This window comes from Azonexus sp. IMCC34839, assembly GCF_047047955.1.
In the GTDB taxonomy this organism is placed as follows: Bacteria; Pseudomonadota; Gammaproteobacteria; order Burkholderiales; family Rhodocyclaceae; genus Azonexus.
The window spans coordinates 1,522,463-1,541,819 of the sequence record NZ_CP150631.1 but is presented as its reverse complement, the minus strand read 5'-3'; the positions used below and the strand labels follow the sequence as shown (position 1 = coordinate 1,541,819).

Here is a 19,357-nt window from a genome sequence, read left to right as displayed (position 1 = left end):
GTGTCTATGTCTCTGATGCGTCAATTATGGCTGGCCGTCGTTTTCACGACCCTGGCGGCATTCACCGGCAGCCTGGCGATTAGCGTCTGGTCGGCGCGCGGTTATCTGGTTCAGCAACTGGAACGGAAGAACCTCGACAATGCTTCGTCGCTCGCCCTGGCGATGACGCAGCAGGAAAAGGATCCGGTGACCATCGACCTGCAGGTGTCGGCGCTGTTCGATACCGGCTTCTATCAGGAAATCTCGGTCACCGATCCGCACGGCAAGGTGATTTCCGAGCGTGTCCAGCAGACGGTCGAGTCGAATGTGCCGGGATGGTTTGTCAGTATGTTGCCGATACCGTCAAAACCCGGGATGGCTCAGGTCAGTGATGGCTGGAAGCAGTATGCGACCGTGAAAGTGGTCAGCCACAATCAGTTTGCCTATCGGGCATTGTGGGAGCAGGTCGGCAAGTTGATGCTGTGGTTCGTGCTGGGCGGTGGTGTGGCCGGCGCGGTCGGCATGCTCGGCTTGCGCATGATCGGGCGTTCGCTCGGCCATGTGGTCGAACAGGCCGGAGCCATCGGCGAACGGCGCTTCATCACCATTCCGGAGCCCCGCACACCGGAGTTGCGCATGTTGGCCAAGGCGATGAATGCGATGGTCGAGCGCGTACGCCAGATGTTTGCCGAGGAGGCCAAGCGTCTGGAGGAATTGCAGCATCGGATCAATTACGATGCCCTGACCGGGCTGCCCAATCGGGGCTATTTCGTGGCGCACTTCCAGGAGGAGCTGGAAAGCGCCGAAGCGGCGCAGACCGGCGTACTGGCCGTCATGCGCTTGCCGAATCTCGACGAGGTGAACGAGGTGCTGGGTCGTGTCGGTACCAACAACCTGTTGAAGGACGTGGGGCAGTTGTTCCGCGAGCAGGCCGGCAAGGAGCCGAATGCGACGGCGGCCCGCCTGAAAGCCGGTGAAATCGCCTTGCTGCTACCGGGGGCGAGCGATGCGAAAGCGGTGGCGCAGGAGCTTGTTGCCCTGTTCGAAACGCAACTGGTCGAGAAGTGGTCGGCCCTACCCGATCTCTATCACCTTGGTGTGGTGCGTTACGAGCGTGGTGAGCAATGGGGAGAGATTCTCTCCAAGCTTGACCATGCACTGGCGCTGGCCGAGGGCGAGGGGGGCAATGCCTGGCATGCCATCGAGGGCGAGGCTTTGCGTCGCGTCATTCCGGGTGAGCAGTGGCGTTCGCTGCTGACGCAGGCCATTGATGGCGGCAAGCTGCGCCTGGTCTTCTACCCGGTGGTCAAGCAGATGGGCGGCGCAGTGCACCAGGAAGGCATGATCCGACTGCAGGACGAGCCCGATACGCCGTCGCTGACTGCCGCCGACTTCATGCCGATTGCTGCTCACCTGCATCTGACGGCACCGATCGATCTGGCAGTGATCCGCTTGGCCATCGATCATCTGCGGGCGGTCAAGGACGACGTGGCGGTGAACCTGTCGGCCGAGACCCTGAGCAACTGGAATTTCCGCAACGAATTGTCGGCCTTGCTGCGCGGTTACCCGGACCTTTGCCATCGCTTGTGGTTCGAGGTGCCGGAATATGGCGCCTTCAAGCATTTCGAAGCCTTCAAGGACCTTTGCCGCGTCTTGAAGGATCTTGGCTGCCATGTCGGCGTCGAGTATTTTGGCCAGCGGATGGCCGAGAGCGAGAAGCTGACCGAACTGGGCCTGGATTACGTGAAGATCCACCCCAGCCTGGTCCAGGGTATTGCCGAGAACGAGGGCAATCAGGAATTCGTCAAACGTTTCTGCGGCGTGGCGCACACAGTGGGCATCATCGTTATTGCCGTCGGGGTGCGCACGGAGGAAGACCTGGCCAAGCTCAAGGATCTGGGCGTCGATGGCGCGACCGGGCCGGTGGTGCAGGCATAGCGCCGCTGCTGCGGTGCACAGCAAAAAAGGGCGAAAAATCGCCCTTTTTTATTTTGTCGAAAAGGCTTGATCAGCCTTCGTGCTTGCGCAGCTTGTCGACGCTCGGAATGTGAATCTTGCGCCCTTCGACGACGATCAGGCCGAGTTCGGTCAGTTCGTGCAGGATGCGCGAGAAGTGTTCCTGAGTCAGGTTCAGGCGCGAGGCGATGACGCCCTTGTTGGTCGGCAGGGTGACCACGACGTTGACGCCGTTTTCCTCGTCTTCCGGCAACTGTTGCAGCAGGTAGCCGATGATGCGTTGCTTGCCGGAGTGCAGTGAATAGGATTCGACGTCGTTCATCAGCTGGTGCAGACGCATCGACATGCCGGCCAGCATCTTGCGCGAGAACTTCGGGTCGCGATCAAGTTCGTCGTAGACCGCGTTCTTCGATACGTGCAGCAACAGCGAGTCGTTCAGGGCCTGGGCAAAGACGATGTAGGGCTTGTCCATGAACATGATGGCCTCGCCGAAACTCTGCCCCTGGCGAATGATCTCGACCACCTTTTCGCTGCCCTGCGGCGACGTGAAGGCCAGCTTGATCTGACCGTAAACCAGCAGATGGAAGCCATTGCACGGGTCACCCTTGTGAAACAGGATTTCTCCCTTGTTGGCGTGGATTTCGCGCGTACCGCGGGCGATGCGCGCAATTTCCTCGGGGGCCAATCCGTTGAACAGCGGGATGTGGGTCAGCAGTGCTTCGATATTGATCGGGTGGTTGCCGTGCATGACTAGGAAATATTGGAGTGATTGGACGGCCAATAGTGGCACCGGCCTAGTCCATTGGCAATACTTCTTTCGGAGTGTTTACTGCCGGGTCAGTTGTGCGTAGAGCAAAGGCAGACGCCGGGGTAGTTCCTCGGGTTTGCGGATGACGCAGAAACCGGCCGGTCCGAACAGATAGGGCAGGTAGGCGCCGGCCTCGCGGTCGATGGTGACGCAGAACGGGGTCAGCCCCATGCGGCGGGCTTCGAAGACGGCCATCCGGGTGTCCTCGATGCCGTAGCGCGAATCGTAGAGGTCGAGATCGTTCGGCTTGCCGTCGGTGATGATTAACAACAGCTTTCGCGCCGAGGCCTGTTCGTTCAGGATGCCGGCGGCTTGTCGGATGGCGGCCCCCATGCGGGTGTAGAAGCCGGGTTTGATGGCGAGGATGCGGCCACGAGCCTTGGCATCGTAGCGTTCGCCAAAGTCCTTGAGCAAATGGAAGCGCACGTTCTGCCGGCGCAGCGAGGAAAAACCGTAGATGCCGAAGCGGTCGCCGGTGGCTGTTAGCGCCTCGGAGAAGAGCAGCAGCGAATCGCGGATGACGTCGACGATACGGTGGCTATCGGAAATCGGCGCATCGGTGGACATCGACAGGTCGGCCAGTAGCAGACAGGCGAGGTCGCGTTCGCAGCGGGCCTGGGCAAGGTAGCCGCCGGTTTCCGGGGTGTGGCCGCTGGCGCGATCGGCCTGGTTGCGCACGCAGGAGTCGATGTCGAGTTCCGGACCGTCCGGTTGGGCCTTGAGCCAGCGGCGTTGCGGTGCCAGGGCGGCGAACTGGCCGCGCAGCTTCTTGGCGGTGGCGGCGAGCTCCTGCGGCAGGGCGGCCTGGCCGGCGTCGCGGGCGATCATCGGCTGGATCAGGCAGTGCGCCGGCTGCATGACGGCTTTGCGGTAATCCCATTCGGGCAGCTGGATGCCGGGGCCGATCGGTGTGTCGTCCTCGGCGGCCGAGGGCAGGTCGAGGTCGAACTTGACTCGCGACTTTGCAGTCTGGCCATCGCGCGTCAGCGACAGGCGCTCCAGGTCGCGCGCCGTGTTTTTTGCATCCGGGTTCTCGTCTTCGTCGTAAGCGCGATTGACCCGCACGTATTCCGCCCAGGTCGGCAGACTTTCGGCGCGGAACATGATCAACATCGGGTTCTTGTTGTCGGGCGTCTCGACCTGTTCGGCCTTGTGCGCTTCCGGCGCCGTTTCCGGCTGGCCGCTGCCTTCGGGCGGCAATTCGTCTTCCGGATCTGCGATCTGGCTGGGGGCGCTTTCTTCGGCGGCGATCAGCCAGAGCAACACCGGCTGAGGCGGTTTCGAGCTGCGCGAATTGAGCGGTGGCAGGCCCTTGACCGAACCTGGCTGGCGCAAGGCCTGGCGCAGAGTGCTTTCCTGGGCGGCTTCGTCTGGCTGCATCTTCTCGGGCGGAATGCGGCGGGCGAGGTGGGCATCGACCAGGCGTTCGTAACGCGGACGCAGGCCAGGATAACGTTCGAGCGCCGCCTGGGCAGCGGCCTGGTTGCGCTTGAACCAGGCTTGACGTGGGGCGACATCGCAGGCGGCCAGAGCGGCCAGCCAGAGGTAAAGGTCGCGATTGAGCGATGCCTCGGGAAAGACGGCGATTTCCGGCGGTAGGCGCAGGGTTTCGTTGTCACGCCGGGCCTGCGCGACGCGTTCGCCACTGCCGGCGATACGCTGCAGCCAGCGGCGGCGTGCACCGTGTTGCTCGGAGGTGGCAGCCGCCACCTTGAGGCCGGGGTCGCCGCCAAAGGCACGGAACAGGATCCCGGCCGTTTTCTCGACTTCGGACAGTTTGACGGAAGCGTCGGGAAAATGGTCGCCGGCGGCCTTGGTGACCCAGTTGTGCCAGAGTTTGCCGATCAGTTCTTCCATGCTTGTTCCTGTTTAGCGGCGAGCGCCGGCGTCTTCGTCGGTTTGCGACAGGGCCGAGAAGCGGGCTTCGTTGCGTTTGGCTTCGTCGTTGCTGACCCAGCGCAGCAACTGGCCTTGCGGGTTGTCACGATTGACCGTGGCGCACGCCGAGACGCACTGGGCGCATTGCGTACAGGCGAACATCCAGCGTTTGACGTTGCGTGGCTTCAGGCGCATCGGGCAGACGGCGTCGCAGGCCGAGCCGTTCCCGTTCAGGCAATCGGCGCAATCGGTCAGGCGCTCGCGCTCGAAGCCGACGACCATGGCCTTCTTGTTGGCAATCCAGGCGAAGCTCTGGAAGAGGCCGATGGCGCAGGCGTAGCGGCAGAAGAGGTGGCGGGCGAAGAGGAATTCGAGGGTCAGTACCGTGGTGGCGGCGAGCAGGAAGATGATTTCGCCACGCAATAGCGAGCCGGTGAGCAGGCCCGAGTAAACCTGCATCGGTGGCATCAGGTAGGTCAGGCCGACCACGGCCCAGACGAAGGCGAAAGCGAGCGCGGCGGGGACGACGGCGAACCAGTAGCGCTTGTCGCGCGGCGCCGGTGAACCATCCGGCTCCCACGGCGGCGTCTGCTTCTTGTCCCACACCGAGTGCTTGCCGGTGGCGAAGAGCATCAGGCGGTTGATCGTTTCGACCACCGAAAAATGCGGGCACAGCCAGCCGCAGTAGAGGCGGCCCCATTTCCAGGCGACCAGGATGATCAGGCCGAGGAGGCCCAGGATCGGCACGAACATGAAGAGCAGGATGTTGATCGCGGCTTCGGTAGCGCTGCCGGTGCCGGCCAGCAAACCGTCGATGCCGAGGTGCCAGGGGCGGGTCAGGAACCAGGCGTGGTTGGCGACCAGGTCGTAGCGGAACAGGTCGAAGATCGGCGTCAGCGTGAATAGCGCGAAAAAGCCGATCTGCGCCCAGACGCGTTGGCGTTGCAACAATGCTTTGCTCACTTGGTTTTTGCCTGTTTTGGCAGGTGCACCGCAGCAGGGCCGATCAGCGGGTAGCGCCAGACCTGGCCGGACATCGCCTTGATCAGCGCGAACATGCCGAGCAGAACGAGGGTCGAGTGGATGCAGGTGAAGTACAGAATCAGCGCCACCCAGCTCCATTCCGAATGAACGCCGAGCGTGGCGACGATCAGGCTGATCGCGCCGACGATGAGCAGGCCGCCCCAGAAACTGACGTAGGTGGCTTGTTTGAGGTGCTGGACGGCGAGCGGCGGCGCGCTGTCGCGATGCTTGAGCCACAACGCGGCAAGGATCAGGAAGCCGAGGCCGGGAATGACCAGCAGGTTGAGCAGGAAAAGCGCTTCGGCCGCGATGGCCAAGCCCTGGCCGGCGTGTTCTTCCGGGATGCCGAAGTCGTCTTCGCTGCTCATGGCGGTTGCTTTAGCGGCCGAAGGTGGCGTTGACGATTTCCATCAGCGCTTCGACCGTTTCCTCGTCGTCGGTCAGGCTCTCGACCATGGCGGCGCGGCAGGCGGCGCTGACGTCCATGCCGGCCTTGATCAGCGAGGCGGCGTAGACCAGCAGGCGGGTGCTGACCACTTCTTCGAGGTCGCGATCCTTCAAGGCGCGGAAGGCCTTGGCGATGCCGACCAGGCGCTTGGCCAGATCGGCGTCGCAGCCGGTTTCGCCGAGCAGGATGGAGGTCTCGCGTTCGGCGCTGGGGAAGTCGAAGCGCAAAGAAACGAAGCGCTGGCGGGTGGACGGCTTCAGGCCCTTGAGCAGGTTCTGGTAGCCGGGGTTGTACGAGACGACCAGCATGAAGTTGGGCGGCGCTTCGAGCAATTCGCCGGTACGGTCGATCGGCAGCAGGCGGCGGTCGTCGGCTAGCGGGTGCAGCACGACCGTGGTGTCCTTGCGCGCCTCGACCACTTCGTCGAGGTAGCAGATGCCGCCTTCGCGCACGGCGCGGGTCAGCGGGCCGTCGCACCAGTAGGTGCCCTTGTCCGAAATCAGGTGGCGGCCGACCAGGTCGGCGGCGGTCAAATCATCGTGGCAGGCAACGGTGTAGAGCGGCAGGCCGAGGCGGGCCGCCATGTGGGCGACGAAGCGTGTCTTGCCACAGCCGGTCGGGCCCTTGATGAGCAGCGGCAGGCGCTCGCGATAAGCATGCTCGAACAGCGAGATTTCGTTGCCGGATGGTTCATAGAAAGGCAAATCGTTCATTTGAGCGAGATCCAGTAAGCAAGAAGAATGAGGCTGCCGACGACGATCATCCAGCCTTCGAGCAGGATGCGCCAGAGGCGCGGGGCTTCGCGCAGCTCCATGAAATCGAGGATGACCAGGCGGCCTTTGACGAAGGCGATGAGCAGCATGGCGACGATGGCCGAGGTGCCGGCGGCGCCGACTTCACCGAGATACCAGGTAACGCCGGTGGCGACGAGGAGGGCGAGCCAGGCGCGGTTGGCCGGGTTTTTCAGGAATTTCATCATCAGCGCATCACATAGACCAGCGGGAAGAGCACGATCCACAACAGATCGACCATGTGCCAGTAGGCGGCGCCGCTCTCCAGTCCGTTCGAATGGTGGCTGCCGTAGACGCCCTGGCGCGACTGGAACCACAGGATGGCCAGGATGACCATGCCGAGCAGTACGTGCATGAAGTGGAAGAAGGTCAGCGAGATGTAGAACATGTAGAAGGTGTTGGTCGACAGCGAAATGCCGGCGCCGAACTTGGCGGCGTATTCGAACACCTTGACGACCAGAAAGCCGGCACCGCACAGGAAGCCGAGCAGGATGTTGCGCGAGATGGCGCGCTGGTCGTCGCGATGGGCGGCCTGGACGGCAAGCACGACGAACCATGAGCCGGTGACCAGCAGGAGGGTATTGATCGCCCCGGCGTTGCGGTCCAGCGTCTGCTGGTAGAGGTTGAACATCTCGACGTTCTTGGCCCGGGCGAACGCGTAGGAGCCGAAGAACACGGCGAAAGCCAGCATCTCGGCCAGGATGAAGAACCAGATGGCCAGGTCGCCGGGCAGGCGGCGGGCGGGCGGTTGCGGAGTCAGAACGGCGGTTTCGGCAGACATGGCGGCATCTTAGCGATTGCCCCTGCCGTGCAACTTGATATGGCCTAAATAAGCGGAGCCTGATTGCTGCGGTCGATGCGTTCGAGTTGTTCCGGGAAGTGCTCGGGCGGTACCGGGCGCGAGAAGAAGTAGCCCTGACCGTAGCGGCAGCCCATCTGGCGCAGCATTTCCAGTTGCTGGGCGGTTTCGACGCCTTCGGCAACGACGCTCAGCTTCAGACTGTCGGCCATCATGCTGACTGCCTCGACCATCACGCGGTCGTTCGAGTCTTCGCTCAGGTCGCGGATGAAGGCCTTGTCGATCTTGATGGTGTCGACCTTGAAACGCTTCAGGTAGGAGAGCGATGAGTAACCGGTGCCGAAATCGTCGAGATAGACGCGGCAGCCCTGGGCGCGCAGTGCGGCCAGCCACTCCTCGACCGCCGGGCCGTCGCCGACCAGGGTGCTTTCGGTGATTTCCAGGCCGATCCGGTTGTTGCTCAGGCCGTGCCCCTGCAGTGTGTCGTTTACGATCTGGGCCGACAGGCTTTCCGGTATCTGGCGTGCCGACACATTGATGGTCAGGTCGAGGTCCAGCCCCTGACGATCCCAAACGACCAGTTGCCGGCAGGCAGTTTCCAGGCACCACAAGCCGATATCCTTGATCAGGCCGGTTTCCTCGGCGAGCGGGATGAAACTGTCGGGCGGCACCAGGCCGTGCAGCGGGTGCTGCCAGCGGATCAGGCATTCCGCGCCGCTGACCCGCAGGCTGCGCAGGTCGACGATGGGCTGGTAGAACAAGCGCAATTCACCGCGCTCGGCCGCGCCGCGCAATTCGTTGGCCAGCTGGTGCCGAAGTTCGACGGCCTGCACCATGGACGGATCGAATACCCGCCAGGTCCGCCCACCGGCATGCTGGGCCTGGGCTAGCGCCAGTTCGGCGTTGCGTAGCAGGGTCGGCAGGTTGTCGCCGTCGTTCGGGAAGGTGGCGACCCCGATGCTGATGCTCAGGCAGGTTTCCTGTTCGTTCACCAGGAAAGGTTCGGCGATCTTCTGGATCAGGCGCTTGGCGACCTTTTCGATGGCTGATGGAGTGTTGATGCCCGGCAACACCACGGCAAAATCGTCACCGCCAAGGCGGGTGACGAAATCGTTGGCCTTCAGGCTGGTCAAGAAGCGGGCGGCGATTCCACTCAGTACCTTGTCGCCAGCCGGGAAGCCCATGGCGTCGTTGATCTCGCGGAAGCCGTCGAGGTCGGCGATGAGCAGCACGAAGGGAATCTCTGGCCGCTGACGAATCTGCTCCTGCCAATGCTGTTCGAAGCCGAGGCGGTTGGGCAGGCCAGTGAGGGTGTCGGTGATGGCCAGGCGCTGGGCACGCACCTCGGCGTTGCGGCGGACGGTCACGTCGCTGACGATGCCCTGGACCAAGCCGGCACCGACCGGGGTCAGGGCGATATTGAGCCAGCGGTTGCCATGCTCGGGGTGTGTCAGATCGAAGTCGTCCGCCGTGGTGATGTTGCGCTCGATACAGTCGGCGATCAGGTGAGCGACGGCGGAGTTTTCGGCCCAGGGCAAGTCGAGCAGCGAAAATATGGTGCAGGTGTCGCGCTCTGGTTGGGGAAGGCCCGTGAGACGGGACAGTGAAGTGTTGTAAGACTCGATCCTGCCCTTGCGATTGGCGACAAAAATGCCCGACTCGGCATTCTCGAAAATGCCTCGGTATTTGCGTTCGTCGATCTCCTGCTGGCGGCGCAGGCTTTGTTCAGTATGGATGGTATCGACCAGACGGGCGGTCAGGCCATTGATGTCTGCGGTCAGCTGGCCGATCAGGTTGTGTTCGTGATGGCGCGGCGGAGGGAGCTTTTCCCCGGATTCAGCATCCAGCGTGTGCATCCGTCTGGACAGGTCGCTGATCGGCCGGATGACCTGGCGGAAGGCGGTCAGGGTCAGGGCGATGGCGACGGCAGCAATCAGTACGCCGATCTGCGAGGCCATGTGGATCTTGGAGGTGGCGACGTGTGCGTCGATGGCGGCGACATCGGGGTAAAGCAGGATATCGCCAACGACGAGATTGCTGTCGAAGGGCGAGACGATCTGGCGTTGCAGCGGGGCGCCGGCTTTCCGGTAAGGATCGGGCACATTGCCGCTGCGGTCCAGGTTGATCAGGTCGCCTTTTTCCGAGCGAATCAATACGGCGCTGATTTCCGCAGTCTTCAGGAGACCGCGGGCGACTTCGGTGGCCAGCTGCTCGTCGCCAACGAAACAGGCGATCTTGACGGTGCTCTCGACGGTGTCGATCAGTTCCCCCAGGCGCTTGTAGGCAGCCTCTTCGGCCCGCTGGGCAACGAGAACCGAGAGCGACATGACGAGCAGGCCGCCAACCACGATGGTGATCGCCACGATGCTGGCGACGGTACGAAACAGCAGGCTGCGTTGCCAGAGACTGATCATCGTGGGCAGGGGGTAAGAAAGTCGACTGAGCGCGACGGCAGGCCAAGGACTGCGATCGGGAGGCTCAGGCTTGCAGCCTCTGCCGGCACGGCGTGAGGAGTATTCATCAATAATGAAGGCTGCTTATGACTATTTGATGATTCTGCCAGCGGAAGCCAAGGTAAAGCCACAAGAATTGTGAAGATTTGTGAGGCATAAAAAAGGCGCGGGGCCGAAGCGCCGCGCCTGAAGTGCTACTTGGAGGAATTGCTCGTTACGCTGCTTCCTTCTCGTCACCGCCAACGAAGAAGCTGGCGATGTAGACCACGAGGCCGATCAGGAAGACGACGCCGGACCATTCACGCATCCAGTAGAAGAGTGCGATCTTGTCCTGGGCCACCATGAAGGGCAGCGGCGCGTCGGAGGCGCGCTGCAGCCAGACCTGCAGGATGCCTGCGGCGGTCAGGAACAGCGTGATGAACACGATGGCGACGGTCATCAGCCAGAACGACCACATTTCCAGCACTTGCGACTTGTTGCTGTTGGCAGCACGGCCGCGCAGGATCGGCATGGCGTAGGAGATCATCATCAGGTTCAGCATCGCGTAGGCACCGTAGAAGGCCATGTGACCGTGAGCGGCGGTGATCTGCGTCCCGTGGGTGTAGTAGTTCACCGGAGCCAGGGTATGCAGGAAGCCCCACACGCCAGCGCCGAGGAAGGCCATCACACCGGTACCCAGGGCCCACAGCACGGCAGCCTTGTTCGGATGCTCGCGGCGGCGACGGTTGACCATGTTGAAGGCGAAGACGGTCATCGCGAAGAACGGGATCGGTTCCAGAGCGGAGAAGATGGAACCCCACCACTGCCAGTATTCCGGCGTACCGATCCAGTAGTAGTGGTGACCGGTACCAATGATGCCGGTAACCAGGGTCAGAGTGACGATGACGTACAGCCACTTCTCGATCACTTCACGGTCGACACCGGTGGTCTTGATCAGCACGAAGGCCAGGAATGCGCCGAGGATCAGTTCCCATACGCCTTCCACCCACAGGTGCACCGTCCACCACCAGAAGAACTTGTCGAGAACGACGTTCGCCGGGTTGTAGAAGGAGAACAGGAAGAAGACAGCGAGACCCCACAGACCCAGCAGCAGCACGATCGAGATCGAGGTCTTCTTGCCCTTCAGCACGGTCAGCGTGATGTTGAACAGGAAGGCCAGGGCGACCACGACGATGCCCAGCTTGGTCGGCAGCGGCTGTTCCAGGAACTCGCGGCCCATCGTCTCGATGATGTTGTTACCGGTCAGTTCGGCCAGCGTCGCATACGGCACGGCCAGATAGCCGACGATGGTCAGCGCACCGGCGACCAGGAAGATCCAGAACATCGCCAGCGCCAGTTTCGGACTGAACAGTTCGGTCTCGGATTCTTCCGGGATCATGTAGTAGGCGCCGCCCATGAAGCCGAAGAGCAGCCACACGATCAGCAGGTTGGTGTGGACCATGCGGGCCACGTTGAACGGAATCGCCGGGAACAGGAAGTCGCCGATCACATACTGCAGGCCGAGAATCAGGCCGAACAGGATCTGACCGACGAACAGGCCGATCGCCGCGATGAAGTAGGGTTTGGCAACAGCTTGGGATTTGTATTGCATGACTCGGTTCTCCTCTCGATCAGCCCTGGCTGTTAGGCGGCCAGTTTGCATCGTTGATCGAATTGACGTGCTTCAGGAAGGCCACGATGGCGTTCAGTTGCTCGTCGGTGAAGTTGAACTGCGGCATGCTGCGGCGGCCCGGGACGCCATCCTTCGGACGAGCCTGGATGAACGCCTTGGTACCTTCCTCGCCGTAACGGACAACGACGTTGCCCAGTTCCGGAGCGAAGTAGGCGCCTTCACCCATCAGGGTGTGGCAACCGATACAGTTATTAACTTCCCAAAGCTTCTTGCCCTCGGCAACCTGCGGCGTGATGTTTTGCCGCATGTCGCGCTTGGGTAGTTGCGAATGGGTGTCGAATGACAGCGCAAGGAACAACAGGAAGAAGAAAACCGTCCCCCCGTAGAAAATGTTCCGCGCCATCGATTTGGTGAACGCGCCACTCATTGTCTTTCCCCCTTTCGGAAATTGTTTGGCGGGGCGATGGTATTTCCGAGTGGTGCGCTGGGGCTTTGATGCCTGCTAAAAATCTATCAAGAATGCAAACGAATATTTGCCAAAGGCCGGATTGGCGAGGAAAAGCGGGCAGTGCTGCGGTGCACGGGCCCGATCCGGCAAAAACCGTTTTCTCGGTGTCGCCTTGCTCGGGGTAAGTGCCTACTCCCTCGGAGATTACTCGGCCGGGATGTGTCTGGTTGTGACGTTCGCGATGAGTTTCCCATCCTGACCGTGGATGGCCGTGTACCCCACGTTTGTTCCTTCGACCTTCATCGGGGGCGAATATTGAGGCAGGGCCTGTCGACTGGGGGATGGGGGCGGCAGTTCAGCGTTCCGCTCAATACCTCACCCCCGCCGGCGGCGTGAAACTGTCCAGCGTATGCAGGTAGGCGCTACGCGCATAGGCGGCCGGGTCCGGGTGATTGCGCTGGCTCATCGAGCCTTTGAGTTGGGCGACCGACTCGTATTCGTGGGTTTCGAGCCATTGCGTCAGGTCGGCGAGCGTCTGCTGGATGACGCCGGGGCCTTGTTGCAGGATGGCGCTGGCCATGTGGGTGACGTCGGCACCGGCGAGCAGCATCTTGGCGACGTCGCGGGCGTTGTGCACGCCGCCTGAGGCGGCCAGCGTCAGCGGCGTTTGCCCGCGCAGCAGGGCGATCCAGCGCATGGCGAGCAGGCCGTCGGCGGAGCTGGAGAGCTGAACGCGGTCGACGACTTGCAGCGTTTCGAGATCGATGTCCGGCTGGAAGAAGCGGTTGAATAGCGAAACGCCCGCCGCGCCAGCGGCTTCCGCCTGGCGTACGAAATGCGGCAGCGAGGAGAAGAAGGGCGAGAGCTTGAGGGCGATGGGAATGTTCACCACCGCGCGCAGTTCGCAAAGCAGGGCGATGTAGCGATCCTCGACGCTGGCGCCGGATTCGTCGGCGCTGCCCGGCAGGTGCCAGGCGTTGAGTTCGAGCGCGTCGGCGCCGGCGGCTTCGAGTTCGCAGCCGAGCTCGACCCAGCCGGAAAGCGAGCTACCGTTCAGGCTGGCGATGACCGGGATGTTGAGCCGCGCTTTCAGATACTGGATCTGCGCCAGGTAGCGGTCGAGCTTGCTCCGGTAGTCGTGCGTGCTCGGCAGGTGGCCGGCGGCTTCGCCGAAGGGTTCCGGGTGGATCAGGAAGCGGTCGATCATGCGCTCGTCGTTGCGCACGTCTTCCTCGAACAGCGAGTGCATGACGATGGCCGCGGCGCCGGCATCTTCCAGATGCAGCGGCGCATCGCCGTCGCGCGTCAGCGGCGTCGAGGAGGGAACGATGGGGTTCTTCAGCGGCAGGCCGAGATAGGTCGTCGACAGGTCAGGCATCTTTCTTCTCCTCATCGGCGGAGGCGGGTTCCGCGCCCGGCACGGCCAGGGCGGCAAGTTCGGTGTATTCCTGATGGCGTTCGCGGGCAGCGGTTTCGGCATCGCGCATGAAGCGCGCGGCGGCATCCGGGCGCATCTGCTCGAGCACGGTGAAACGGGCTTCGTGCTGGGCGAATTCGCGGAAGGGAATGCTCGGCGCGGCACTATCGACCGACAGCGGGTTCTTGCCTTGCTCGCGCAGGCGTGGGTCGTAGCGCAGCAGCGGCCAGTGGCCCGATTTCACCGCCAGATCCTGCTGGCGCAGGTTGTTCGAGAGATCGACGCCATGCGCGATGCACGGGCTGTAGGCGATGATGATCGAGACGCCGGGGTAGCTCTCGGCATCGAGGAAGGCCTTCAGCGTATGCACGTCCTTGGCCCCGTAGGCCACCTGGGCGACGAAGACGTTTTCGTAATCCATGGCGATGCGCGCCAGATCCTTCTTGCGGTTCGGTTTGCCGCCGGCGGCGAACTTGGCGACCGCACCGAGCGGCGTTGCCTTGGAGTTCTGCCCGCCGGTGTTGGAATAGACCTCGGTGTCGAGGACGAGGATATTCACGTCCTGGCCGGAAGCCAGCACATGGTCGAGGCCGCCGAAGCCGATGTCGTAGGCCCAGCCATCGCCGCCGATGATCCACACGCTGCGCCGGATCAAGTACTCTGCCACGGCGGCGAGCCGCTCGGCGGCCGGCGTGGCGAGGGCGGCGAGTGCCGTTTTCAGTTCGGCCACCCGCTCGCGTTGCTCGTGAATGCCGGCTTCGCTGTGCTGGTCGCCCTCCAGCAGGCCGGCAACCAGCGCCGGGTCGAGTTGGCTGGCCAGCGCTTGCAACTCGATGCGGGCGGCGTCCGCCAGTTTGTCGGTGGCCAGACGCATGCCAAGTCCGAATTCGGCGTTGTCCTCGAACAGCGAATTGCTCCACGCTGGGCCGCGCCCATCGGCGTCCTGGCTGTACGGCGTGGTCGGCAGGTTGCCGCCGTAGATCGAGGAACAGCCGGTAGCGTTGGCGACCAGCATGCGGTCGCCGAACAGCTGCGTGGCGAGGCGGATGTAGGGCGTTTCGCCGCAGCCGACGCAGGCCCCGGAGAATTCAAAGTAAGGCTGCAACTGCATCGCGCCGGGCAGCGCGGTGCGCTTGACCTCGGGGCGCGGCAAGGCCGGCAGGGTCAGGAAATAGGCCCAGTTGGCGGCTTCGGCCTCACGCAGTGGCGCCTGCTCGACCATGTTGATGGCCTTGTGCGAGATGTTCGACTTGTCGCGGATCGGGCAGGCTTCGACGCACAGCGTGCAGCCGGTGCAATCCTCGGGTGCAACCTGGTAGGCCATGCGGCTGCCGGCCGGGTAATCCTTGCTGCGCGCCGCCATGTGCTTGAAAGTGGGCGGCGCATCGGCCACCGCTTCGGCCGGGAAGGTCTTGGCGCGAATGGCCGAGTGCGGGCAGACGAAAACGCACTTGCCGCATTGCGTGCACAGCTTGTCGTCGAGTTCGGGAATTTGCAGCGCCAGGTTGCGCTTTTCGTATTGCGCCGTGCCGGTTGGCCAGGTGCCGTCGACCGGGAAGAGCGACACCGGCAGGCGGTCGCCGTGGCCGGCGATCAGCGGCAGGGTGACGCGGTGGATGAAGTCGTCGGCCGGAGCGCTCGGTGCGGCTTCCGTGGCAATGTCGGTGGCCGTCGGAATGGCGACGGCGTGCAGGCTGGCCAGCGTCTGGTCGATGGCGCGGAAATTCAGCTCGGCGATGCGCCGGCCCTTGCGACCGTAGGTCTTTTCGACGGCGTGCTTGATCGCGGCGATGGCCTGATCCTGCGGCAGGATGCCCGAGATGGCGAAGAAGCAGGTCTGCATCACGGTGTTGATGCGCCGGCCCATGTTGGCGGCCTGCGCCACCTGGTAGGCGTCGATCACGTAGAGCTTGATGCGCTTGGCGACAATCTGGCGCTGGACGCGGGCCGGCAGAGTCGCCCAGACGGCGTCGGCAGCAATGTTGCTGTTGAGCAGCAGCACGGCTTCGGGGGCTGCGTGCGCCAGCAGGTCGTGCGTATCGAGGAAGTGCGGCTGGTGGCAGGCGACGAAACGCGAGTCGCCGTCGCCGGTCAGGTAGGCCGAGCGGATCGGCTGCGGGCCGAAACGCAGGTGCGAAACGGTCATCGCGCCCGATTTTTTCGAGTCATAGACGAAGTAGCCCTGGGCGTAGAGCTCGGTTTCGTCGCCGATAATCTTGATCGAATTCTTGTTGGCCGACACCGTGCCATCGGAGCCGAGGCCGTAGAAGACGGCAGCGAAGTTGGCGCGGGTGGCGGCGGTGCGGAAGGCGGCGTCGTAGGCGAGCGACAGATGCGTGACATCGTCCGCTATGCCGACCGTGAAGCGCTTTTGCGGCATTGCTGCGGTGCACTGAGCAAAAACGGCAAAAACCATGGCCGGGGTGAATTCCTTGGAGCCGAGGCCGTAACGCCCGCCGATCACGCGCGGCATGGCGGCGAAGCGCGGTGTCGGGCTGGCGGCGTCTTCGGCGACGGCGACCAGCACATCCTTGAACAGCGGCTCGCCATCGGCCCCGGGTTCCTTGGTGCGGTCGAGCACGGCCAGCGTGCGCACGCTGCCCGGCAGGGCGGCGAGCAGGTCGGCGGGCGACCAGGGGCGGAACAGGCGAACCTTGAGCAGGCCGACCTTCTCGCCGGCGTCGACCAGATCGGCAACGGTTTCTTCTGTCGTCTCGGCACCCGAACCCATCATCACAATGACGCGCTCAGCATCCGGCGCGCCGACGTAATCGAACAGCTTGTACTGGCGGCCGGTCAGGGCGGCAAAGCGATCCATGGTCGCCTGCACGATGCCGGGGAAGGCGTCGAACCACGGGTTCTGCGCCTCGCGGCACTGGAAGAAAGTGTCGGGATTCTGCGCCGTGCCGCGCAGCACCGGGTGTTCCGGCGACAGGGCGCGGCGGCGCTGGGCATCGATCAGCGGTTGATCGAGCAAGGCGTGCAGCGTTTCGTCGGGTAGCGCAGTGATCTTGGCGACTTCGTGCGAGGTGCGGAAGCCGTCGAAGAAATGCAGCACCGGAATGCGCCCAGCCAGCGTGGCGGCGGAGGCGATGGCCGCCATGTCCTGCGCTTCCTGCACCGAATTGGAGGCGAGCAGGGCAAAGCCGGTGGTGCGCGTGGCCATCACGTCGGAGTGGTCGCCGAAAATGGACAGCGCGTGCGCAGCGACGGCGCGGGCGGCGACATGGAAGACCGTCGGCGTCAGTTCACCGGCGATCTTGTACATGTTGGGGATCATCAGCAGCAGGCCCTGCGACGCCGTGAAGGTCGTCGCCAGCGCACCGGCCTGCAGCGCGCCATGGACGGTGCCGGCGGCGCCGCCTTCGGATTGCAACTCGACGACGGTCGGGACGGTACCCCACAGGTTCTTGCGGCCCTGGGCGGCCCATTCGTCGGACAACTCGCCCATGCTGGAGGAGGGGGTGATCGGGTAAATGGCGATCACTTCGGAAACGCGGAAGGCCACGTTGGCGACGGCTTCGTTGCCGTCGATGGTGAGCATGCTGTTCATGCGAAACCCCTGAGACGTATACCGGCTCTTTGCCCGGCTTGTGCGGCGCTGCGGGTGCTGCATCGCAACAATTGCATCATACGCCCGAATTTTGCCGCTGGCATGGCCGCGTATCCCGCATCGTGGAAGGGTTTTCCACGCAGTAACGCGGCGCGCAAGGCGGTATACTTTGCCTTCCTCAAGTTGAAAGCATTTCATGGCCGCTTCCGCCGACAACGCCAGCATGGCGCTCTTCTGTGATTTCGAGAACATCGCCCTCGGCGTGCGCGATGCCCAGTACGAAAAATTCGACATCCGCCCGGTGCTCGAGCGCCTGCTCGCCAAGGGCAGCATCGTCGTCAAGAAGGCCTATTGCGACTGGGAGCGCTACAAGGGCTTCAAGGCCGCCATGCACGAGGCCAATTTCGAGCTGATCGAAATTCCCCATGTGCGCCAGTCGGGCAAGAATTCGGCCGACATCCGCATGGTCGTCGATGCGCTGGACCTCTGCTACACCAAGTCGCACGTCGATACGTTCGTGATCATCTCCGGCGATTCCGACTTCTCGCCGCTGGTCTCCAAGCTGCGCGAAAACGCCAAGAAAGTGATCGGCGTCGGCGTCAAGCAAAGCTGCTCCGATCTGCTGATCACCAACTGTGACGAATTCATCTACTACGACGACCTAGTACGCGACCGCGAAGCCAGTCGCGGCCCGCGCCGCGAGCGCGAGAAACGTTCGCCGGAAGAAGAAGCCAAGCGTCGCGAGAAGCTCGAAGAGCGCAAGACCAAGGCGGTCGATCTGGCAGCAGCCACCTTGCTGGACATGATGGCCGACCGCGGCGAAAGCGAACGCATCTGGGCCTCGGTGCTCAAGGAAGTGATCAAGCGGCGCAATCCGGGCTTCAACGAAACCTATTACGGCTTCCGCAGCTTCGGCAACCTGCTTGAAGAAGCGGCCAGCCGCGGCCTGCTCACCGTCGGTCGCGACGACAAGTCAGGTACCTATGTGACGCGCGCCAGCGGCCGCCCAGTGGAGCCTGTTGTCGAGATCGCCGGCGAATCTGCCGGTGATGAGGTGACTACTGCGGTGCACGTGCCGGAAACGGCAAAAACCGAAGCCGAGCCGGTGACTGAGGCGCCGGCAGGCGAAAAGGCCGACAAGTCGGAGAAGGGTAACGGTCGCCGTCGCGGCGGTCGCCGTTCGCGCAAGGATGGCCGCGAGCGCGAAGCGATGCCAGCTGGTGAGATGGTCGAGGCGCCGGTTGCGGTCGAACCTGTCGCCGAGCCGGTCAAGGTGGCAGAAAAGGCAGCGGAGATGGCTCCGACAGAAGCGGCTCCGGCCAGCGAAAGCAAGCCGAAGCGCGGCGGTCGTCGTCCGCGCAAAACCGCCGAGGCCGCTTCGGCCGGCGAAGCCCAAGCAGCGGTCGAGCCGACGGTCGCGCCTGCTGCGGCCAGCGAGACTGCCGAGAAAAAGCCGGCTCGCCGTGCGCCGCGCACGCGCAAGTCGAAGGCGGCGAGCGAGTAAATTCTCTCGGGTTCGGGGCGTCGGCGGCTGCCCGCCGCTGACGGAGAGGGCAAAGCGGCCGGCCTGGTGCCGGCCGTTTGATCAAATCACCTGCAGCAACTTGGTACGCAAGGCTTCCGCCTCGCGCTTGCCTTCGCGCGACATCACCATGGCGTGGAACCACTCGTCGTACAGGGCACGCAGTCCGGCGTGGCCTTCGGCTTCGCCGAGCCGGTCGATCAGTGAACTGGCGCCCAGCGAACCGACGAAGGTGTTCAGCGTATTGATCATGAAATTGCGCGCCTGCTGCAGTTGCAGCGGGTCGGGTGTGGCCGGCAGTTCACGGAAGGCGGTGATCGACGGCAGCGGCGCCGCAGGCGCCGGGGCCGCCTTGCCCTTGGCATCGGTCAGGCCGACGACCTCGATGTAGCCATCCTCCTCCAGTTGGCCGAGCGTGTTCTGCAGGTCGTCCGATTGCAGCATGCCGCGCAACTCATCGACCGTACGCTTGCCATCGACGAAGATCAGCACCCGTCGAACGCGCGGCGACAGCCCGCCCGATTTCGCGGTCATTTCCTCCTGACCCTTGGCGGTTTTGGCGAATACAACACCCATGGTTTGTCTCCAACTTAATTATGTTTAGTGCAGGGTATTGTATAAAAAGAAAAACCCGCCAACAGGCGGGTTTTCCATTAGCGTGAAATATTTC

15 protein-coding genes are annotated in these 19,357 nt (G+C 63.2%); 2 read left to right on the top strand and 13 right to left on the bottom strand.

The annotated features are described in order from the left end of the window. Nucleotides 1-6 precede the first annotated feature (6 nt). A complete protein-coding gene (locus WIF35_RS07625) occupies nucleotides 7-1,917 on the top strand; it encodes an EAL domain-containing protein (protein WP_412480964.1) in 1,911 nt (636 codons plus the stop codon). Between the two features lie 70 nt (nucleotides 1,918-1,987). On the opposite strand, the gene WIF35_RS07620 is transcribed toward WIF35_RS07625, so the two are convergent. The 12 genes from WIF35_RS07620 to nifJ all read right to left on the bottom strand — a co-directional run bounded on the left by WIF35_RS07620 (nucleotide 1,988) and on the right by nifJ (nucleotide 17,165). Then, entirely contained in the window at nucleotides 1,988-2,683 is a 696-nt protein-coding gene (locus tag WIF35_RS07620) for a Crp/Fnr family transcriptional regulator (RefSeq protein ID WP_412480963.1), read from the bottom strand. Between the two features lie 78 nt (nucleotides 2,684-2,761). Continuing rightward, nucleotides 2,762-4,600, bottom strand: a complete 1,839-nt coding sequence (locus WIF35_RS07615) for a nitric oxide reductase activation protein NorD (RefSeq protein WP_412480962.1) — start codon at nucleotides 4,598-4,600, stop codon at nucleotides 2,762-2,764. 12 nt (nucleotides 4,601-4,612) lie between these two features. Further along, nucleotides 4,613-5,584, bottom strand: coding sequence for a 4Fe-4S binding protein (locus WIF35_RS07610; protein WP_412480961.1), 972 nt, complete (start codon nucleotides 5,582-5,584; stop codon nucleotides 4,613-4,615). Next, nucleotides 5,581-6,012 (bottom strand): hypothetical protein, encoded by a 432-nt coding sequence (locus WIF35_RS07605; RefSeq protein ID WP_412480960.1) that lies wholly within the window; start codon nucleotides 6,010-6,012, stop codon nucleotides 5,581-5,583. The genes WIF35_RS07610 and WIF35_RS07605 overlap by 4 nt, the downstream gene beginning before the upstream one ends. A 10-nt stretch (nucleotides 6,013-6,022) precedes the next feature. Continuing rightward, nucleotides 6,023-6,805, bottom strand: coding sequence for a CbbQ/NirQ/NorQ/GpvN family protein (locus WIF35_RS07600; RefSeq protein ID WP_412480959.1), 783 nt, complete (start codon nucleotides 6,803-6,805; stop codon nucleotides 6,023-6,025). Then, a complete protein-coding gene (locus tag WIF35_RS07595; RefSeq protein ID WP_412480958.1) occupies nucleotides 6,802-7,068 on the bottom strand; it encodes a cytochrome C oxidase subunit IV family protein in 267 nt (88 codons plus the stop codon). The genes WIF35_RS07600 and WIF35_RS07595 overlap by 4 nt, the downstream gene beginning before the upstream one ends. A gap of 2 nt (nucleotides 7,069-7,070) precedes the next feature. Next, nucleotides 7,071-7,664 (bottom strand): cytochrome c oxidase subunit 3 family protein, encoded by a 594-nt coding sequence (locus WIF35_RS07590; RefSeq protein ID WP_412480957.1) that lies wholly within the window; start codon nucleotides 7,662-7,664, stop codon nucleotides 7,071-7,073. A gap of 44 nt (nucleotides 7,665-7,708) precedes the next feature. Beyond that, nucleotides 7,709-10,096 carry a putative bifunctional diguanylate cyclase/phosphodiesterase gene (locus WIF35_RS07585; RefSeq protein WP_412480956.1) on the bottom strand — a complete coding sequence of 796 codons (2,388 nt, stop codon included), beginning with the start codon at nucleotides 10,094-10,096 and terminating at the stop codon, nucleotides 7,709-7,711. A gap of 253 nt (nucleotides 10,097-10,349) precedes the next feature. Further along, the gene (locus WIF35_RS07580) at nucleotides 10,350-11,726 is read right to left on the bottom strand and encodes a cbb3-type cytochrome c oxidase subunit I (protein WP_412480955.1); all 1,377 of its coding nucleotides are present in this window, start codon (nucleotides 11,724-11,726) and stop codon (nucleotides 10,350-10,352) included. Nucleotides 11,727-11,745: 19 nt separating this feature from the next. Continuing rightward, nucleotides 11,746-12,174, bottom strand: a complete 429-nt coding sequence (locus WIF35_RS07575) for a c-type cytochrome (protein ID WP_412480954.1) — start codon at nucleotides 12,172-12,174, stop codon at nucleotides 11,746-11,748. Between the two features lie 388 nt (nucleotides 12,175-12,562). Further along, a complete protein-coding gene (locus tag WIF35_RS07570) occupies nucleotides 12,563-13,573 on the bottom strand; it encodes a dihydroorotate dehydrogenase-like protein (protein ID WP_412480953.1) in 1,011 nt (336 codons plus the stop codon). Continuing rightward, nucleotides 13,566-17,165 carry a pyruvate:ferredoxin (flavodoxin) oxidoreductase gene (gene nifJ / locus WIF35_RS07565; RefSeq protein ID WP_412480952.1) on the bottom strand — a complete coding sequence of 1,200 codons (3,600 nt, stop codon included), beginning with the start codon at nucleotides 17,163-17,165 and terminating at the stop codon, nucleotides 13,566-13,568. The genes WIF35_RS07570 and nifJ overlap by 8 nt, the downstream gene beginning before the upstream one ends. Before the next feature lie 196 nt (nucleotides 17,166-17,361). On the opposite strand from nifJ, the gene WIF35_RS07560 reads away from it, so the two are divergent. After that, nucleotides 17,362-18,669 carry an NYN domain-containing protein gene (locus WIF35_RS07560; protein WP_412480951.1) on the top strand — a complete coding sequence of 436 codons (1,308 nt, stop codon included), beginning with the start codon at nucleotides 17,362-17,364 and terminating at the stop codon, nucleotides 18,667-18,669. An 81-nt stretch (nucleotides 18,670-18,750) separates the two neighbouring features. Here WIF35_RS07560 and WIF35_RS07555 read toward each other — a convergent pair whose 3' ends face one another. Further along, the gene (locus WIF35_RS07555; protein ID WP_412480950.1) at nucleotides 18,751-19,263 is read right to left on the bottom strand and encodes a hypothetical protein; all 513 of its coding nucleotides are present in this window, start codon (nucleotides 19,261-19,263) and stop codon (nucleotides 18,751-18,753) included. Nucleotides 19,264-19,357: the final 94 nt, after the last annotated feature.

Bases quoted from the DNA above. Each gene is read 5' to 3' on its own strand.
- WIF35_RS07625 (WP_412480964.1), top strand. From the start codon at position 7: ATGTCTCTGATGCGTCAATTATGGCTGGCCGTCGTTTTCACGACCCTG.
- WIF35_RS07620 (WP_412480963.1), bottom strand. From the start codon at position 2,683: ATGCACGGCAACCACCCGATCAATATCGAAGCACTGCTGACCCACATC.
- WIF35_RS07615 (WP_412480962.1), bottom strand. From the start codon at position 4,600: ATGGAAGAACTGATCGGCAAACTCTGGCACAACTGGGTCACCAAGGCC.
- WIF35_RS07605 (WP_412480960.1), bottom strand. From the start codon at position 6,012: ATGAGCAGCGAAGACGACTTCGGCATCCCGGAAGAACACGCCGGCCAG.
- WIF35_RS07600 (WP_412480959.1), bottom strand. From the start codon at position 6,805: ATGAACGATTTGCCTTTCTATGAACCATCCGGCAACGAAATCTCGCTG.
- WIF35_RS07595 (WP_412480958.1), bottom strand. From the start codon at position 7,068: ATGAAATTCCTGAAAAACCCGGCCAACCGCGCCTGGCTCGCCCTCCTC.
- WIF35_RS07590 (WP_412480957.1), bottom strand. From the start codon at position 7,664: ATGTCTGCCGAAACCGCCGTTCTGACTCCGCAACCGCCCGCCCGCCGC.
- WIF35_RS07585 (WP_412480956.1), bottom strand. From the start codon at position 10,096: ATGATCAGTCTCTGGCAACGCAGCCTGCTGTTTCGTACCGTCGCCAGC.
- WIF35_RS07580 (WP_412480955.1), bottom strand. From the start codon at position 11,726: ATGCAATACAAATCCCAAGCTGTTGCCAAACCCTACTTCATCGCGGCG.
- WIF35_RS07575 (WP_412480954.1), bottom strand. From the start codon at position 12,174: ATGAGTGGCGCGTTCACCAAATCGATGGCGCGGAACATTTTCTACGGG.
- WIF35_RS07570 (WP_412480953.1), bottom strand. From the start codon at position 13,573: ATGCCTGACCTGTCGACGACCTATCTCGGCCTGCCGCTGAAGAACCCC.
- nifJ (WP_412480952.1), bottom strand. From the start codon at position 17,165: ATGAACAGCATGCTCACCATCGACGGCAACGAAGCCGTCGCCAACGTG.
- WIF35_RS07560 (WP_412480951.1), top strand. From the start codon at position 17,362: ATGGCCGCTTCCGCCGACAACGCCAGCATGGCGCTCTTCTGTGATTTC.
- WIF35_RS07555 (WP_412480950.1), bottom strand. From the start codon at position 19,263: ATGGGTGTTGTATTCGCCAAAACCGCCAAGGGTCAGGAGGAAATGACC.